The sequence below is a fragment of the Thermodesulfobacteriota bacterium genome, from assembly GCA_040756475.1.
In the GTDB taxonomy this organism is placed as follows: Bacteria; Desulfobacterota; Deferrisomatia; order Deferrisomatales; family JACRMM01; genus JBFLZB01.
This window is the reverse complement of sequence record JBFLZB010000097.1, coordinates 1-17,701: the sequence shown is the minus strand read 5'-3', so window position 1 is coordinate 17,701 and position 17,701 is coordinate 1. Positions and strand designations below refer to the sequence as shown.

Here is a 17,701-nt window from a genome sequence, read left to right as displayed (position 1 = left end):
GGCGGCCCGCCACCCGGGCCGCCCCCTTCCGGCAACCCGGCGGGCTGGAATCGCTGCCTTCTCCCGTCGAGGGAAGGCGCCGCCTTGGGGTAGCAGTGCATCCCCAATGGCCCCCTCTCCCTCAGGGAGAGGGCTGGGGTGAGGGTGGGGCGGGGCTGGATCACCCTGAGCCCGAGGCGGGCATGCCCCGTCGCGGGCGGATCGAAAGCGACGGGGAACACGGGTTTCTGGACCGCTACCTACCCACAGATTCTGCGGACGAGCCTGAAGTCTTGCGGGAGGCGCCTCAGGCCTCCCGGAACCAGCCGTGGCTCAGCCGCTGGGTGCGCTCGGCAAGGGCCTCTAGCTTGGCGAGCGCCGCCCCCGAGTCGAGCCCCTCCCGCGCCCGGCGGATGCCCTCGGGGAGCCCCGGGGCCAGGCCGGCAACGTACAAGGCCGCCCCGGCGTTCACGAGCACCATGTCGCGCCGGGGGCCCGGCTCGCCTCCCAGCACGGCCCGCACGATGGCGGCGTTCTCCCGGGCGTCGCCCCCGGCGATGTCCCCCGGCCCGGCCCGGGAGAGGCCGAACTCCTCCGGGGACACCGTGTACTCCCGGATCGCGCCGTCCCGCACCTCGGCGACCCGGGTGGCCCCGCACACCGTGATCTCGTCCAGGCCGTCCTCCCCGTGCACCACCAGGGCGCGCTCGGTTCCCAGTGCGAGGAGGGCTTCCGCCAGCACCCGGGGCGACTCCCGGGCGCCCACCCCCACGAAGTGGTGCCGGGCCCCGGCCGGGTTGGCCAGGGGGCCGAAGAGGTTGAAGATGGTGCGAAGCCCCAGCTCCCGGCGCGGGCCCACCACGTGCTTGAGGGTGGAGTGGAAGAGGGGCTCGTAGAAGAAACCCACCCCCACCGCCTCGAGGCAGTCCTCCACGGCCGAGGGGGTGAGGTCGGGCTCGACCCCCAGGGCGGCCAGCACGTCGGCGCTGCCGCACACGGGAGCCACCGCCCGCAGCCCGTGCCGCACCACCTTGGCACCGCAGGCCGCAACCGCAAACGCCGTGGCCGTGGAGACGTTGAACGTGCTGGTTCCGGCACCCTCCGAGGCCGCGAATGCGGCCATGGTCTCCTGGTCCACGTTGATCTCGTCCCGGTCGATGGCCACCAGGGGCGCCCCGGCCCGAATCGAGGGCGCCAGGGAGCGCAGCGCCCGGCCCGCCCCCGCGAGCTCCCCGGCGGTCACCCCCTTGAGGCGCAGCGCCATGAGAAATGCCCCCACCTGGGCCGAGGTGGCCTCCCCCCGGGTCACCTCGGTCATGGCGGCGATCATCTCTCCCTCGGTCAGGTCTTCCCGGCCCGCCAACTTCGCCAGCGCCTCTCGGATCATGCTCCCTCCCTTTCGATGGACCTGTTCCGCCTCGACGTCCTGCGCCCCGGCGCGGCACACGGCTGCAAGCCCCCGGCACCCGAACCGCCGCACCCGCCGCGAGCTTACCCGCTGCTACGCTACTGTGCCAGCTCTCCGGCTGCCTCTCCCGGTAGGAAGCAGCGCACCGCGGCGCTCCTGGGCGCCGCGGTGCGCGAGGACTCCCGGGGTACGCCCCCGAAGCCCCCTGGTGGAGGGGGATGTCGAGCGCCCCCTCGACCGGCCCCTACAGAAAGAGGAGGCCGATCGAGATGATGATCCCCGAGTAGATGAGCGCCATGACGCAGTACCCCATGATGTCGCGGGCGTTGAGGCCCGCGATGCCCAGCGCCGGCAGAGCCCAGAACGGCTGGATCATGTTGGTCCACGCGTCTCCCCAGGCGATGGCCATGGCCGCGCGGGCGGTATCCACCCCCAAGGCGGCGCTCGCCGGCAGGATGATCGGTCCCTGGACGGCCCACTGACCGCCCCCGGAGGGGACGAACACGTTGACGAGGCCGGCCGAGAGGAAGGTGAAGAAGGGGAACGTAAACGGCGTCGAGATATTGACGAACCACTGGGAAATCACGGCCGCGAGCCCCGAGGTCACCATCATCCCCATGATCCCGGCATAGAAGGGGAACTGGAGGATGATGCCGCTCGAGCCCTTCACGGCGGTGTACAGGGCGTTGATATACCTGCGCGGCGTCCAGTGCAGGAGGATGCCGGAGAACAGGAAGATGAAGTTCACGATGTTCAGGTTGAGGGAGCCGCCCTTCCCGAAATGGAACACCAGGTAGATGGTTGCGCCCACCGCAAGGAGTATCGAAACGGCAGAGCTGTTCTCAACCTTTTCCGCAGGCGTCCGTGCGGCCGGGATGACGATCTCCTTTTCTTCCAGGAGGGCCGGATCGACCGCGATGACGTCCCTCGGCATCATCAGACGCGCCAAGATTGGAAGCGTCAGGATGAGAACGATGGCGGTGATCAGGTTGAAGGGCGCAAAGATCGTCTGCCCCACGGCGATGCCGTTCGTGATCTTATAGGACCAGTCGGTGGGCGTATTGAGGGCGAGGGGGATCGAACCGGCCAGGCCGGCGTGCCAGACCAGAAAACCCATGTAGGCGCAGGCGATGGTCAACCGGTAGTCCAGCCCCTTGACCCTGCGGGCCATTTCGCGCCCGAGCAGCGCCCCCACGACCAGCCCGAACCCCCAGTTGATCCAGCTCGCGACCGCCGCCACGAAGCAGGTCATCATGATGGCGCCGCTCGGGGAGGTCACGAGCGAGGCAATCGACCGCAGAATCCTCTTGACCGGAGGGCTCTCCGCCAGCGCGTGACCGGTTACGAGCACCAGCACCATCTGCATGGAGAACGTCAGGAGGTTCCAGAAGCCGTTACCCCAGTGCTGCACCATCTGGTAAGGGGTGTTCTCGGTCAGGACCAGTCCGCCGATATACACGATGAAAGTGAGGATTGCCGCGAACAGGAATGGATCGGGAAGGTATCTCTGCACCAGAGCCACGAAAAAGCGAGTCATCTTTTGCATCCTACGTACCTCCTCCGTAGTGCATCGGGTTCCCGTGATGAACGCCGGCGCCACGCCGGCATGAATCCGCATCATCTGGCGACGATCGGACCCAACGGACGAATCTCCCCGCGGGAGATTCCATGCTCGTCATCCTTCCTCGGAGGTTGCACTGCGGGACATCAACTGCGATGTGGTGGCATGCGGCTCCTTTCCACGGGCTCCGCGGGAAAGAACCCCGAAAAGCTCCCGGGTCCGGGAATGGCCCGTCGTCGTTCCCGTCGGCGCGTGGGTAGCACGCAGCGGCGCAGCCGGTCAAGCGTACCGGTCTACGGCGCTCTTGCGGTCAGATCGGGTGGGCGCCCAGGGCGGTGCGCACGTTGGCCACCAGGTTGAGGAGGCGGGGCCCGATGTCCTCCTCCAGGGACGCCCGCGAGGTGAGAAAGGCCGCCCCGCTGCAGCTGAACACCATGGTGTCCCGGGGGTCCTCGGCGGGCAGGGGGACAGCGACGGCGTTGACCTCGGGCAACCAGTCTCCCAGGGAGAGGCAGAAGCCTCTCTCCCGATACTGGACGAGGGCGGCTTCCAGGCCGGCCTCTACCCGAGGCCACGCCTGCGGGTCTCCCCGGCGCAGCTCGTCGCAGACCTCGGCCCGAACGTCCCCCGGCACCGCTGCCAGGTACGCCCGGCCCATGGAGGTGGTGGCGATGGGGATCTGGGACCCGATGTCCAGGAGCAGGGCGGAGACCGAGGTGCTGCGGTAGGTATCGATGTAGACCATGGTCAGGCGGTCCCGCACGCCCAGGTTCACCGCCACGTGGGCGTGCTCGGCCAGGGCCTGCATCAGGGGGCGCGCCAGGCGGCGGATGTCCATTCGCGACATGAGCGAGTACCCCAGGCTGATGACCGCGGTGCCCAACTCGTAGCGGTTCAGGTCGGGGCGGTGCCGTAGGTATCCGAGCGCCGTCAGGGTGTAGGTCAGCCGAGAGACCGTCGCCTTCGGCAGTCCCGTGCGCTCGGCGATCTGGGCGTTGCCCAGGGCGCGGTCCGCCGGACCGAAGCAGGCCAGCACTTCGAGGCCCCGGGCGAGGGCCTCCACGAACTTCCGATCGTCCCTCCCCCGCCTGGCGGCCACCGGCTTTCGTATCATTTCCAGCCTCCTTCCCTTCGCGCAAACCCGAGCAAGGACCGCGGAGTGCGCCTGTACTCCCACGCCCGCTGTGTTTACCCCAGGTAAATTCCGTTGACATCGGATATTTCCTCAGTCTAGCATTTTGCAGAACGGATTTATATTCCGCATAGCGGAATCCTCCGCGGGTCTCCAGCCCCCGCACACGACGTCGCGGCGCGGCAGGGCCCGTCTGCCAGCTTCTTCCTTCGGCACTGCGCCGGGCACTCGCGTTCTTGCGGGGCCGGACCAGCGCCACGACGGGGACTCGGTTTCCCCCCAGCACAAGGAGCAGGAACATGAACAGGGCATTCCTCGGTCTGGCGATCGCCGCTCTGCTCACCGCCCCCGTGGCCGCACCTTCGGCGGCGCGGGCCGACGCAAAGCCCTCGGTGAAGCCCTTCATGCTGGCCACCGCCGGCACGGGCGGCACCTACTACATCCTGGGCGGCGCCATCTCCGAAGTGATGCGCAAGCAGGCCGGCGCCAAGGTTACGCCCCTGACCACGAACGGCTCGATCGAGAACTGTCGCCTGGTCTCGTCCAATCGTGCCGGGGTGGGCTTCTCGACGCCCGACCTTGCCTACTATGCGTACCACGGCCAGGAGATGTTCAAGCAGGGCAAGCTCGAAAACCTCCGCTACGTGGCGGGCGGGCACTTTTCCCACGCCCAGGTGGTGGTGCCGAAGAAGTCGTCCATCCAGACCATCGCCGACCTGAAGGGAAAGAAGGTGGCGGTGGGGGCCCAGGGCAGCGCGGTGCTCAGCTGGTCCATGGACGTGCTGGCCGTGGCGGGCCTCACCCTGCAGGACGTGAGCCCCCAGTACCTCTCCATGAGCGAGATGACGGGCGCCCTCAAGGACGGAACCGTCGACGCCGCCATTTACGGCGCCGGGGTGCCCACGTCGTCGGTGACCAACGTGTTCGCGGAGAATCCGATGCGCCTGCTCCCCTTGGAGGCCGCAGCCGTGGACGCGTGGCTTGCCGCCCAGGGCGCCGAGAAGAAGGCGCTCATCGAGACCTACACCATCCCGGCCAAGACCTACCGGGACCAGGACGAGGACGTGGCGACCATGAGCTGGCGCGCCTGCCTGCTGGCCAGCACCTCGACCCCCGACGACACGGTCTACGCCCTGCTCAAGACCATCGAGGGCTTCCAGAAAGATCTGGCCGCGGTGCATCCCTCCGGGGCCGAGTATACCCTGCAGAACCTCAAGGCGGGGGCCACCATCCCCCTGCACCCCGGTGCGCAGAAGTTCTACCAGGAGATGGGCATCCAGTAACAGCCGACTCGTGAACGCCGCGGCGGGGAGCTCCGGCTCCCGCCGCCCGGGAAAAGGAAGACGGTCCCATGCGAAAGCTTCGGGGTTTCACGGCGGGCATGGTCACGGCCATCGCCTGTCTGCTGGCGGGCTTCCACCTGTATACGGGCAGCGTGCAGGCCCTGGCCGCCCAGTGGCAGCGGGGCATCCACGTGGGGGTGGGCTTTCTCCTCATCTTCCTCCTCTTTCCGGCCCGCAGGACCGAGAAGGTGGCCAACAGCCGGGCCTGGTTCGCCGCCGACCTGGTGCTGGGGGGGCTCGCCCTCGCGTTCACCTACTACTACCTGAGCACGATCGAGCAGATGATCTACCGCCAGGGCATGCCCAACACGGCGGACATCGTCTTCAGCACCATCGCGATCGCCGTCACCCTGGAGGCGACCCGGCGGACCATCGGGTGGGTCCTGACGGCCATTGCCGGGTTCTTCCTGGTCTACGCGCTCTTCGGCGCCCACTTTCCCGAGGTGATGTCCCACCCGGGCATGACCTGGGACTGGGTGAGCACGGCGGTGTTCCTCTCCACCGAGGGCATCTACGGCATCCCCATCGGCGTCACCTCCACCTTCGTGTTCCTGTTCGTCCTGTTCGCCGCGGGCTTGGGGGCGTCGGGGGGCGACCACCTGATCTCCGACATCGGAGCGGCGGTCTTCGGGCGCACCCGGGGCGGCAGCGGCAAGGTCACGGTCTTCACGGGGCTCATGATCGGCATGATCTCCGGCAGCCCCGTGGCCGACGCGGCGGCGGTGGGCTCGCTGTGCATCCCCACCATGAAAAAGAGGGGGTTCAGCGGGCTCTTCTCGGCGTCGCTCTCGGCCGTCGCCGCCAACGGCGGCGCCTTCATGCCGCCGGTGATGGGGGCTGCGGCCTTCATCATGGCCGAGTTCACCGGGGTGACCTACTGGGAAATCTGCAAGATGGCGTTCCTCCCGGCGGTTCTCTACTACTTCTCCCTCTACATGGCCGCCGACTTCGAGGCGGGCCGCCGGGGCATCGCCAAGATTCCCCCGGACGAGCGCCCCCAGCTCCTGGCCGTGCTGAAGAAGAGCACCATCATCGTCGTCCCCTTCACCGTTCTCGTGTACACCATGGGCGTGATGGCGGTGCCCCCCCAGCGGTCGGCCGCCCTGGCATTTCTCTCCCTGGTGGCGGTGTACGTGGCCCAGGAGGCGCTGGGCGGGCGCATGTCGTTTACGGGGCTGCTGCGCTACCTGGTCAAGGTGCTGGAGGCCGGCACCCGGGGCATGCTGGTGATCATCGCCACCTGCGCCTGCGCCGGCATCATCGTCGGGATCATCAACGTCACCGGGCTCGGCGTGCAGCTCTCGTCGATCGCCATCGAGCTCTCGGGGGGCAAGCTCCTGCCCCTGCTCCTGATGACCATGGTCGCCTCGCTGATCCTGGGGATGGGCCTCACCGTCACCGCGGTGTACATCATCCTGGCGGTGCTCGCCGCGCCCGCCCTCGTCCAGGCCGGAGTGAGCCCCGTGGGGGCCCACCTCTTCGTGTTCTACTTCGGCATCGTCTCGGGCCTGACGCCGCCGGTGGCCCTCACGGCCTACGTGACCGCCACCATCGCCGAGACGCCGGTGTTCCGCACCGGCTGGCAGAGCTTCGTCCTGGGCCTGGTGAGCTTCCTGATCCCCTTCGTCTGGGTCTACGACCCGTCGTTGATCCTGGGGGGGACGGTGCTCGGCACGGTCTACGCCGTGGTGATCTGCGGGCTGAGCGTGGTGGCCCTGGCCGCGGGCATCCAGGGATTCTTGTGGGGCGTGCTCCCCTGGTACGAGCGGGTGCTCGCCGTGGCCTGCGGTGTCCTCATCATCCTGCCCGAGGCGGTGACCGACGTGGTGGGCCTGTCTGCCCTGGCCCTGTGGGGCGGCTATCGGTTTGTGTTGCAGCGCAGACGCGACCAGGGCGCCACCCTGGCTCCCCGGCCTGCCTGAGCGCTGCGGCGCCGTCCGGAAGGAGGCTGGCCTTGACTTCGAAGCTCACCACGCTGGAGGGCGCCGCTGCCCTCGTGCCCTCGGGGGCGTCGCTCTCCATCGGAGGGTTCACCAGCCAGCGCCACCCCACCGCGCTCCTGCGGGCCCTGATCCGGGCAGGGGTAAAGGACTTGGCGCTCTATTGCCACTCGGCCGGGAGCGACGCCGATCTGTTGATCGGGGCCGGGTGCGTGCGCCGCCTGGAAGGCGCCTACCTGGCCGACGGCGTGTTCAGCCCGATCGCGCCCAACTGGCGCCGCTTCGTCGAGGCGGGCCGGCTGCGGTTCGAGGACTACTCGAACGCCGCGATGATGGCGCGCTTCGCGGCGGGGGCGATGGGGCTTCCGTTCTTTCCCACCCGGTCCATGCTGGGAACCGATCTGCTCGCCCGGGAAGGGCTCGACGCCGAAGCGCGACGTGCAGACCCTGCCGCGGCGCCTCGCAAGGCGGCGGTGCTCGACTGCCCCTTCACGGGCGACCCGGTGGTGCTCGTGCCCGCCATCCGCACCGACCTGTGCCTGCTCCACGTGCAGAAGGCCAGCACCGACGGCCTGGTCCGAATCGAGGGCCAGGAGTTCCTGGACGTGCAGCAGGCCCTTGCCGCCAAGACGGTGATCGTCACCTGCGAGGAGCTGGTGGAGGACGAGGAGCTGCGGCGCGACCCCGAGCGGAACCGGATCCCCCCCTTCGCGGTGCAGGCGGTGGTCCACGTGCCCTTCGGGGCCCACCCCCACAACGTGCACAACTATTACGACTACGACCCCGACCACCTGACCCTCTACGCCCGGTCGGCCCGCTCGGATGACGCGTTTCGCGAGTACCTGGATCGGTTCGTCCTCGGCCCCCCCGACCACGGGGCCTACCTGGAGGCGGTGGGGGGGGAAGCACGCCTGGAGCAACTGCGGGCCCGCTCGGGCCTGGGCTATAACCCCGAGCTCAAGAGGCGGTGACGGGGGAGCGTGAGACGTGAACCGTGAGACGTGAGAGGGCGGTCGATCTCACTCCAACGGGCAACGAGCAACGCGCCACACGCGCCTCCCTTCTCCGACGGACCACGGACCACGGACAACGGACACACCCACATGACAGCCAACGACTTTTCCACCACCGAGATCATGGCCGTTGCCGCGGCGCGGGAAATTCGGGACCGCGAGGTGGTGTTCGCCGGCACGGGCCTGCCCATGCTGGGGGCGATGCTCGCTCAGCGCACCCATGCCCCGGGGCTCACGGTCGTCTTCGAGGCCGGGGGAGTCGCCCCCCAGATGCTCCACCTTCCCATGAGCGTGGGCGACTCGCGAACCCTGGTGGGGGCGGCCCAGGCCTCGGGGCTCTTCGACGTCTTCAACTACATCCTGCAAGGGGGGCGGGTCGACGTGGGGTTTCTGGGCGGGGCCCAGATCGACCGGTACGGGAATCTGAACTCGACGGCGCTGGGGGAGTACCGGCGCCCGGCGGTCCGATTCCCGGGCAGCGGCGGGTCCGCCGACGTGGCCGCCCTGTCGGGGCGCACCGTGGTGATCGCTCGCCACGAGAAGCGCCGGTTCGTCGAGCGGGTCGATTACCGCACGAGCCCCGGGTGGCTCGAAGGCGGGGACTCCCGCGAGCGGGCCGGCATCACAGGCGGCGGCCCGGCGGCGGTGGTCACCACCCTGGGCGTCGTCCGCTTCCGCGACGGCACCCGCGAGCCGTACCTGGCGTCCTTCCATCCCGGCCAGAGCGCCGCCTCCGTCCAGGACCAGACCGGCTTTCGCCTCGACCTCGCCGAGGCCGTGGAGACCCCGCACCCGTCGGCCGAAGAGCTCGACATCCTGCGCAGGGTCGTGGACCCGGAGGGAATCTTCATCAAGCGCTGACCCGCTGCCGCCCCCTGACCCAAAGCGGCACCCATGGCGGCGGCACCTCTGCCCCCTGCCCTCTGCCCCGCTAGGCGGGCTCCGACACCCGCATCTCTCCCCGCAGGCTCACCACGGCGTGGCCCCCGACCACCGCAGAGGTGGGGGCTCCGGGCTCGCCCTGCACCACCACCCGAACCTCCCCCGGCCGGTCGCAGGCCTCCCCCTGGACGAGCCGTAGAGGCACGCCCGGACGAACGGCGCGGTGGCGCACCAGATAGGCCCCCAGGGCCCCGGAGGCCGACCCCGTGACCGGATCCTCGTCCACCCCCGCCGCCGGCGCGAAGTCGCGGCAGTGGAAGGTATCTGCCTCCTCGACGAAGAGGTGAGTCGTGAGCACCCCGAGCTCCCGGTTCAGGGTGGCCAGGGCCCGCAGATCGGGCATGAGGCCGTCGAGGGCTTCCGTTCCCACCAGGGGCACCAGCAGGTGCCACAGCCCCGTGTAGGCGAGCTCCAGGGGGAGATCCGTGCGCAGGTCGTCCGGATTGAGGCCCAGCACCTCGAGCACCCGGTCGGCGGGCTCGCCGCAGGGGCGAAACGACGGTGCGGCCTGGGTCATGTCCACCCGAAGCCCCTCGGGCGTGCGCACCAGGTCGATCCCGAGCACCCCCACCCCGGTCTCCACCCGCACCCGGCCGAACGCGCCCGAAACCGACACCTCCCCGAGCTCTTCCAGCAGGGCCAGGGCTGCCACGGTGGCGTGACCGCAAAAGGGCACCTCCTGGGTGGGGGTGTAGTAGCGCAGATGGAAGTCCGCCTCCCGGGACGGGAGCACGAAGGCCGTCTCGGAGGCGTTCACCTCTCGGGCCACGGCAAGCATCTGTTCGCCGCTCAGGCCCCGGGCAAAGGGCACGACCCCCGCCGGGTTTCCCCGAAGCGGCTCCCGTGTGAAGGCGTCGACCACGTAGATCGGGCGTCTCGGCATGGCAACCCTCCTCCTGGCAAGCAAAGAATAAAAGCCTACAACCCAGCGGGCGCGACGGATGCTATCCCAAGGCGGGCAGCGGGACAACCGCGAGGGGACGGGCCGGCGTCGGCCCCCTTCCCTGGGGAGGATTCGCCGCCGGCCATCGAGGCAGGTCACATCCCGGACCCTTACCGGACCGATTTCGATCGGGACGGTGTCCCCTGTACTTCGCGCCCGTCCTGGGGAATTGAGGCATACCCGACCTGGGCATCCTCCGGGACCGGTTCCCCTCAACACGGAAATCCGATGTTCCCCACGAAGGCATCTTGGAAGGCGCGGCTCTCCGGCAGGGCGAGGTGCCGGGTCTGTTCCATGAGCGCCTCCAGGACGCCTCGCAAATGGCTATCGAGCAGGAGGAGCCCCGCGCCCAGGCGGCTCGTGTTGCCGGCGAAGGTCACTGTGTCCGCGAGCCCCCGGGGCAGCAGGCCGATGGCCTCCAGGCTCTCCGGCCGCAGGTGGTAGCCGAAGGCGCCGGCCAGGACGACCTCCCGCAGCTCTTCCGGCCGAACCCCGGCTTCGGCCAGGAGCAGGTCGACGGCGGTGCGCAGGGCACCCTTGGCGAGCTGGAGCTGGCGCACGTCCGCCTGGGTCAGGAAGACGCCGTCCGCCAGGCGAAAGGCCGGTTTTCCGTCCCGCTCCGCCAGGCGCTCGCGGGCGCCGGGAGCGACCCGGCCCGCCTCGGCGGGCCGCCGCAGCCGGCCGCTCGGCTCCAGGGCCCCCAGGCGCAGCAGGGCCGCAACCGCGTCGATGAGCCCGCTGCCGCACAAGCCCCGGGCGGGCCCGCCGCCGACCACCCGCACGTCTACGGTCCCTCCGTCGGTGTGCACCGCCTCGACCGCGCCCGGGGCCGCCCGCATGCCCTGGGAGATGCCCATGCCCTCGAAGGCCGGTCCCGCCGCCGCCGAGGTGACGAGCCACCGCCCCCCGGCGCTCAGGGCGAGCTCGCCGTTGGTGCCGATGTCCACGAAGAGCAGCGGCCCCTCCCGCTCGAAGAACCGGCAGGCCAGGAGCCCCGCGCTGATGTCGCTGCCCACGAAGGCGTGGGCCACGGGGGGCACGTAGACCCGGGCTGCCGGGTTGAGGTCCAGCCCGAAGCGGGCGGCAGGATAGCTTCGCCCCCCGGCGATCCCCACCCGGAAGGGCACCCGCCCCAGGGGCGCCGGATCGATCCCCCCGGCGAGTTGGAGCATGGTGGTGTTGGCCCCCAGCACCGCATCCACCACCTCTCCGGCGTCCGCGCCCGCTTCTCGGCAGGCTTCTCCGATCAAGCGGTTCAGCACCCCGCGCACCGCGGCTGCGAGCTCGCCCAGCCCCTCCTGCGTCGACCCCTTCTGAATGCGGCTCAGCACATCGTGGCCGAAGGCCGTCTGGGGGTTCAGGGCCGAAGCCGTGGAGAGCTCGCGGCCCCCGGCGAGGTCCAGGAGGGAGACCACCAGGGTGGTGGTGCCGATATCCACCGCGAGCCCCTTGGGCGCGGTCGGCGAGCCCCACCCGGGGAGCGCCACGGGCTCTGCACCCTCGTACTCCAGCCACGGGGCGCCCCTCTTCCACCTCACCCGGGCCGCGGGGGCGAGGCGGCTCGCGGAGAGCCGCTCCCCCTCCAGGATGCGGGCGTCCAGCAGGGCGTCGGCCGGAAGGTGGATCGCGAGGTCGCCCTCCGGCACCAGGAGGCAGGCCAGGCGCCATCCCTCCCGAACCTCCCCGGCCAGGAGACGGCGGTGGGGGGTTTCCGGAACGCCCTGGGGCTCTTCCACCCGCACCCGGCACTTGCCGCACACCCCTTCTCCCCCGCAGGGGCTCTCCAGCTCGATCCCGGCGCGGCGCAGGGCCGCGAGCACCGACTCGCCGGGAGCCAGGGGAATCCTGGGCCCCGAAGGGGCCACCCAGAGCGACGCCACCGCTGCCTCCTTTCTCCCGTCTGACCTCGGCAACCCGCCGGGGTGAAAAATTTCGGTCGCAAAAGCGCAAACTTCCTGTCGTAACGGCGCCGGCTTGCGAAAGGAGTTTTTCGTTATGCCGAAGCTTGGAGCGGCCCCGGCGGCCCCAAGCTTCGCCCCGGGCCTGGATCCACCGCCGTCTCGAGGAACGCCGCGTCGCCGTGGCACGGGCCTTGCGAGGGGAGACGGGCATCACCCCAACCGCCCCCGCCACTCCACCTTACGGAGGCTCATCCATGGAAGCAAAGGCAGCTTCGTCCCGCGTCTTCGACCCGGCGGTGTTCTGGCCCTCCGCCGCGGTCACGGTGGCCTTCATCCTCTGGGCCGTCGCGTTTCCCGAGAACATGGGCACCACCATCAACGCGGTCTTCGCCTGGACGACCAACGAGTGGGGCTGGCTCTACCTGCTCACGGTGTTCCTCCTGGTGGTCTCCTCCCTGTACCTCATGCTCTCGGACTTCGGGAAGATGAAGCTCGGCAAGGTGGACGACCAGCCCGAGTTCTCGAACTTCTCGTGGTTCGCCATGCTCTTCGGCGCCGCAATCGCCGCGGGGATCGTATTCTGGGGCCCGGCGGAGCCGGCCTACCACTACATGACCCCGCCGCCCTACTTCGGGGGCGAGGCCAAGACGGCCGAGGCCGCGGCCAACGCCATGACCTACTCGTTCTTCCACTGGGGGCTCTCGGCCTGGGCCATCTACCTCATGCTCACCGTGCCGCTGGCCCATGCGTGCTTCACGAAGAACCTCCCCTTCCGGTTCTCCAGCGCCTTCTACTACGTCTTCGGCGACCGCATCCACGGCCCCCTGGGCAAGGTCCTCGACATCTTCGCCGTCTTCGCCACCCTGGGCGGCCTGGCGACCACCACGGGCCTGGTGGCCCTGCAGATGGGCAGCGGCCTCAACTACGCCTACGGGATCACCCTGGGAGCCTCGGGCACCTACATCCTGATCGGGATCCTCACCGCCATCTTCACGATCTCGGTCTACACGGGGCTCCAGAAGGGCATCAAGCTCCTGGCCGACTGGCGCATGTACGCCACCATCGCGGTGTGGTTCTTCGTGCTCCTGGTGGGGCCGACCCGGTACTTCTTCGATCTCTTCACCAACTCGCTGGGGGACTACCTGCAGAACTTCGTCGCCATGAGCCTCTTCACCGAGCCCGGCGCCGAGAGCAAGTGGATCGGCGGGTGGACCGTGTTCTACTGGGCCTGGTGGATGAGCTGGGCGCCGTTCGTGGCGGTATTCATCGCCCGTATCTCCCGGGGCCGGACCATTCGGCAGACCGTGGCCGCCACCCTGCTGCTGCCGACCCTGGCCGACTTCCTCTGGTACTCGGTGGTGGGCGGCGCGGGCATCCACTTCGACGTCACCCAGACCATCACGGACCACGGGGTGGAGAGCGCCATCTTCGCCATCGCCCAGCACCTGCCGCTGACCCAGGTGCTGGTGGTGGGTCTGATCGTCCTGATCGGCGTCTTTCTCCTCACGAGCGCCAACTCGGCGGCGCTCGCGCTCTCCATGTTCGTCTCGGGCCACGAGACCCCCAACCGCAATCTGCGGGCCTTCTGGGGCATCGCGCTCGGCGGCGTGGCAGCGGTGCTGGCGGCCACCGGCAGCCTCAAGGTGATCCAGACCGCCTCCATCGCCACGGCCTTCCCCCTGATGTTCCTGCTCCTCCTGGTCATCTACGGCACCTTCAAGGGCCTGAGCGCCTACCGGGCGGAGGTGGCCGGCAGCGCTGGCACGAACCGCAGCGTCGACTAGAGTGTAACGCGTCTCACCTCTCGCGCCTCACGGAGAAGAGCCATGTACGACCGCATGCACGAGTTCACCAAAGAGCAGCTCGACCGCCTCCACGCCGCCTCGATGCGGCTGCTCGGCGAGACCGGGATCGCCTTCAACGAGCCCGAAGCCGTGGAGATCTTCGCCCAGCACGGGATCAAGGTCGACGGCAAGAAGGTCTTCCTGGCCGAGAAGGACGTTCGGAAGGCCCTGGACACCGCGCCCTCGCGCTTCACCATCACCGCCCGCAACCCGGCCAAGAGCGTGGCCGTGGGGGAGGACGACTTCGTCCTCGCCCCGGGCTACGGCGCACCCTTCGTCACCACGGCCGAGGGGGTGCAGCGCGAGGCGACCATGCAGGACTACGACAACTTCTGCAAGCTGGTGCAGACCTCCAAATACGTGGACATGAACGGCTTCATGATGGTGGAGCCCTCGGATGTACCCTCGGCCACGGTCCATCTGGACATCCTGTTCTCCAGCATCGTCCTCTCGGACAAGGCCTTCATGGGCAGCCCGGTCTCCCGCCAGGGGGCGCTCGACGCCCTGGAGATGGCGGGGATCGTCTGGGGCGGAAAGGAGCACATCAAGAACAAGCCGGTGATGATCTCGCTCATCAACTCCCTCTCGCCGCTCCAGTTCTCGGACGAGATGGCGGGTTCGCTGATCGAGTTCGCCCGGTACGGCCAGCCCTGCGTGGTGGCCGCCCTGATCATGGCCGGTTCCTCGGGACCGGTGACGATGTCCGGGGTCCTGGCCGTGCAGAACGCCGAGATCCTGGCCGGTCTCACCCTGGCCCAGCTGATCAACCCGGGCACCCCCATCGTCTACGGGAGCACCTCCTCGGCCATCGACATGAAGACCGGGGGCCTCTCCATCGGCGCCCCGGAGCTCAGCCGGTTCGTCTCGGCCACCGCCCAGATGGCCCGGTACTACGGCCTGCCCAGCCGCAGCGGCGGCAGTCTCACCGACGCCCACGTCCCCGACGCCCAGGCCGGCCTGGAGTCGGCCCTGGCGCTCTCCACCGCGGCCCGCAGCGGCATCAACTTCGTGCTCCACTCCTGCGGCATCCTGGGCTCCTACATCTCCATGAGCTTCGAGAAGTTCCTGGTGGACGAGGAGCTCTGCGGCATGGTCCGTCGGCTCCTGCGTCCGGTCGAGGTGACCGACGAGTCCATCGACCTGCCCATGATCCAGAAGGTCGGGATCGGCGGCCAGTACCTCACCCAGCCCAAGACCTTCAAGCTGTGCCGCACCGAGTTCTTCCTGCCCCAGCTCGCCAACCGCCAGAACTACCAGGGCTGGACCGACGCCGGAAAACAGCGGGCCGACCAGCGCGCCACCGAGGAGCTGCAAGCGCGACTCGCCAAATACGAGAAGCCGGAGATCGACGCCGGGGTGGAGCGAGCCCTGTCCGAGTACGTGTCCCGGCGCAAGAAGGGCTGAGGCCCGGAACCCCAGCTCTCCCCACCCCCCGATTTCGACGAGAGGAGGACCCATGCCGCTTCGCAAAGCCCTGGACGCCCGGCTCAACCAGAAGGTGTTCCTGGCCTCGGCGGCGCTCACCCTCCCCTTCGTCGTGGTCGGGGGGCTCTTCCCCCCGCTGATGGAGAAGGCCAGCAACGCGGCCCTCTCCTACCTGACCGGCACCTGGGGCTGGCTCTACCTGGTGAGCGTGAGCCTGTTCGTGGTGGCCGGCCTGGCCGTGGCCCTCTCTCCCCTGGGGCGGGTCCGCCTGGGCCGGGACGGGAAGCGCCCGGAGTTCAGCCGGGTGAGTTGGTTCGCCATGCTGTTTTCCGCGGGCATGGGGATCGGCCTGGTCTTCTGGTCCATCGCCGAGCCCATGTACCACTTCCTAAGCCCCCCCGCGGGCGAGGCCGGCACCCCGGCCGCAGCCCGGCTGGCCTCGAAGATCTTCTTCTTCCACTGGGGCGTCCATGCCTGGGGCACCTACGTCGTGGTGGGGCTCGCCATGGCCTACTTCCAGTTCCGCCAGGGGCGCCCGGGCCTGATCTCCCAGTGCCTGGTGCCGGTCTTCGGCGAGCGGGCCATGGCGGGCTTCGGCGGGGGGCTCATCGATGTGCTGGCCATCTGGGCCACGGTGATGGGCGTGGTCACTTCGCTGGGGCTCGGCGCCCTGCAGATCACCAGCGGGCTCTCCGCCAGCGCGGGCACGTCCACCGGGCCCGGGGTCACGGTGGCGGTGATCGCGGGCATCACGGCGCTCTTCATCACCTCGGCGGTGTCCGGGGTGGAGCGGGGCATCAAGTACCTCTCAAACCTCAACGTGGTCCTGATGCTGGTCCTGCTCGGCTTCTTCCTGGCCTTCGGCCCCACCGCATACCTGGTGGAGACCTTCGGCCGGACCCTGGCGGACTACCTGCGGGATCTAGTGCCCCTGTCCGCGAGCACCACGCTCTTCGGCAACCCCGGCTGGACCAAAGCCTGGACGGTCTTCTACTGGGCCTGGTGGCTCGCCTGGGCCCCCTTCGTGGGCGCCTTCATCGCCCGGATCTCCCGGGGCCGCACGGTGCGGGAGTTCGTTCTGGTGGTGATGGTGCTCCCGGCGCTCTTCTCCTTCGTGTTCTCCAGCGCGCTCGGCGGCACGGCGCTCCACATAGACCTCTACCAGGGGGGTGGGATCGGCGAGCTCGTCCAGTCCAGCCTGGAAGGGGCGCTCTTCGAGACCCTGCACCACCTGCCCGCCTACGGGCTCCTGGCAGTGCTGGCGAACCTCTTGATCACCTCCTTCTTCGTCACCTCGGCCGACTCGGCCACCTGGGTGATCAGCTCGTTCACGACCCGAGGCGCCCGCACGGCCGACAAACGGCTCACCGTGTTCTGGGGTCTGACCCTGGGCGCGGTGGCCTCGGTGCTCGTCTACGCGGGGGGGCTCAAGGCGCTCCAGACGGCGTCCATCCTGGGCTCGTTCCCGTTTCTGTTTGTCATGTTCCTGCTCGTCGCCGCCACGGTCCGGGAGATGTGGCGGGAGACGCGCGCGCCCCCCGCGACCGAGCTCCCGAAAACCCAAACACCCTAACCCGAGACAAAGGAGACGCAACCATGGCCATCCAAGACATCTTCACTGCGGTGATGGACTTCGACGAAGAGGGCGTGCCCGCCCTGGTGCGCAAAGAGATCGACGCCGGCAGCGACGTGCAGGCGGTCTTGAACGACGGCCTCATCGCCGCCATGGACGAGGTGGGCAAGCGCTTTTCCGAGGGCGAGCTCTTCGTGCCCGAGATGCTCATGGCCGCCCAGGCCATGAAGGCGGGCCTGGAGGTCATCCGCCCGCTGCTCGCCGACACCGACGCCAAGCCCAAGGGCACGCTGGTGATCGGCACCGTCAAGGGCGACCTGCACGACATCGGCAAGAACCTGGTCTCCATGATGCTCGAGGGCGCCGGCTTCCAGGTGATCGACTTGGGCGTAGACGTGGAGACCGACACGTTTCTGGCCGCCGCGGCCGAGCACAAAGCCGACATCGTGTGCATGTCGGCGCTCCTGACCACCACCATGCCGGCCATGGAGGCCACGGTGAAGACCATCGCGGAGAAGGGCCTCCAGCTCAAGACCATGGTGGGCGGCGCCCCGGTGACCGACGCCTTCGCAAAGAAGATCGGCGCCACCGGCTACAGCGAGGACGCCCCCGGAGCGGTGGAGCTGGCCCGGCGGCTGCTGGCGGCGTGACCCGGGCGGGGGGGGGCGCCCCCCACACCCCAACCCCGCCGGGCCCC

At 69.2% G+C, this 17,701-nt stretch carries 13 protein-coding genes; 8 read left to right on the top strand and 5 right to left on the bottom strand.

Going from position 1 to position 17,701, the window contains the following annotated elements:
* Positions 1 to 286: 286 nt before the first annotated feature.
* From trpD to AB1578_14235, 3 genes are all read right to left on the bottom strand, one after another.
* Positions 287 to 1,366 carry an anthranilate phosphoribosyltransferase gene (gene trpD / locus AB1578_14245; GenBank protein MEW6489063.1) on the bottom strand — a complete coding sequence of 360 codons (1,080 nt, stop codon included), beginning with the start codon at positions 1,364 to 1,366 and terminating at the stop codon, positions 287 to 289.
* Between the two features lie 265 nt (positions 1,367 to 1,631).
* Positions 1,632 to 2,933: a short-chain fatty acid transporter gene (locus tag AB1578_14240; protein MEW6489062.1), complete on the bottom strand. Its 1,302-nt coding sequence runs from the start codon at positions 2,931 to 2,933 to the stop codon at positions 1,632 to 1,634.
* 325 nt (positions 2,934 to 3,258) lie between these two features.
* Positions 3,259 to 4,062, bottom strand: coding sequence for an IclR family transcriptional regulator (locus AB1578_14235; GenBank protein MEW6489061.1), 804 nt, complete (start codon positions 4,060 to 4,062; stop codon positions 3,259 to 3,261).
* A gap of 317 nt (positions 4,063 to 4,379) precedes the next feature.
* On the opposite strand from AB1578_14235, the gene AB1578_14230 reads away from it, so the two are divergent.
* From AB1578_14230 to AB1578_14215, 4 genes are all read left to right on the top strand, one after another.
* Positions 4,380 to 5,363 (top strand): TAXI family TRAP transporter solute-binding subunit, encoded by a 984-nt coding sequence (locus AB1578_14230; protein ID MEW6489060.1) that lies wholly within the window; start codon positions 4,380 to 4,382, stop codon positions 5,361 to 5,363.
* 68 nt (positions 5,364 to 5,431) lie between these two features.
* Positions 5,432 to 7,345 (top strand): TRAP transporter fused permease subunit, encoded by a 1,914-nt coding sequence (locus tag AB1578_14225; GenBank protein MEW6489059.1) that lies wholly within the window; start codon positions 5,432 to 5,434, stop codon positions 7,343 to 7,345.
* A gap of 32 nt (positions 7,346 to 7,377) precedes the next feature.
* Complete coding sequence (locus AB1578_14220) at positions 7,378 to 8,334, top strand: CoA-transferase (protein MEW6489058.1); 957 nt, start codon at positions 7,378 to 7,380, stop codon at positions 8,332 to 8,334.
* A 132-nt stretch (positions 8,335 to 8,466) separates the two neighbouring features.
* The gene (locus tag AB1578_14215; GenBank protein ID MEW6489057.1) at positions 8,467 to 9,237 is read left to right on the top strand and encodes a CoA-transferase; all 771 of its coding nucleotides are present in this window, start codon (positions 8,467 to 8,469) and stop codon (positions 9,235 to 9,237) included.
* A 70-nt stretch (positions 9,238 to 9,307) separates the two neighbouring features.
* Here AB1578_14215 and AB1578_14210 read toward each other — a convergent pair whose 3' ends face one another.
* A complete protein-coding gene (locus AB1578_14210) occupies positions 9,308 to 10,201 on the bottom strand; it encodes a PhzF family phenazine biosynthesis isomerase (GenBank protein MEW6489056.1) in 894 nt (297 codons plus the stop codon).
* A 272-nt stretch (positions 10,202 to 10,473) separates the two neighbouring features.
* Entirely contained in the window at positions 10,474 to 12,141 is a 1,668-nt protein-coding gene (locus AB1578_14205; protein ID MEW6489055.1) for an ASKHA domain-containing protein, read from the bottom strand.
* Between the two features lie 275 nt (positions 12,142 to 12,416).
* On the opposite strand from AB1578_14205, the gene AB1578_14200 reads away from it, so the two are divergent.
* From AB1578_14200 to AB1578_14185, 4 genes are read left to right on the top strand one after another with little or no spacing between them, the layout of a single operon-like run.
* The gene (locus tag AB1578_14200; GenBank protein MEW6489054.1) at positions 12,417 to 13,946 is read left to right on the top strand and encodes a BCCT family transporter; all 1,530 of its coding nucleotides are present in this window, start codon (positions 12,417 to 12,419) and stop codon (positions 13,944 to 13,946) included.
* 42 nt (positions 13,947 to 13,988) lie between these two features.
* Entirely contained in the window at positions 13,989 to 15,410 is a 1,422-nt protein-coding gene (locus AB1578_14195; GenBank protein ID MEW6489053.1) for a trimethylamine methyltransferase family protein, read from the top strand.
* A 52-nt stretch (positions 15,411 to 15,462) separates the two neighbouring features.
* On the top strand, positions 15,463 to 17,004 hold the full coding sequence (locus AB1578_14190; GenBank protein ID MEW6489052.1) for a BCCT family transporter: 1,542 nt from the start codon (positions 15,463 to 15,465) through the stop codon (positions 17,002 to 17,004).
* A gap of 23 nt (positions 17,005 to 17,027) precedes the next feature.
* Positions 17,028 to 17,654, top strand: coding sequence for a corrinoid protein (locus AB1578_14185; protein ID MEW6489051.1), 627 nt, complete (start codon positions 17,028 to 17,030; stop codon positions 17,652 to 17,654).
* Positions 17,655 to 17,701: the final 47 nt, after the last annotated feature.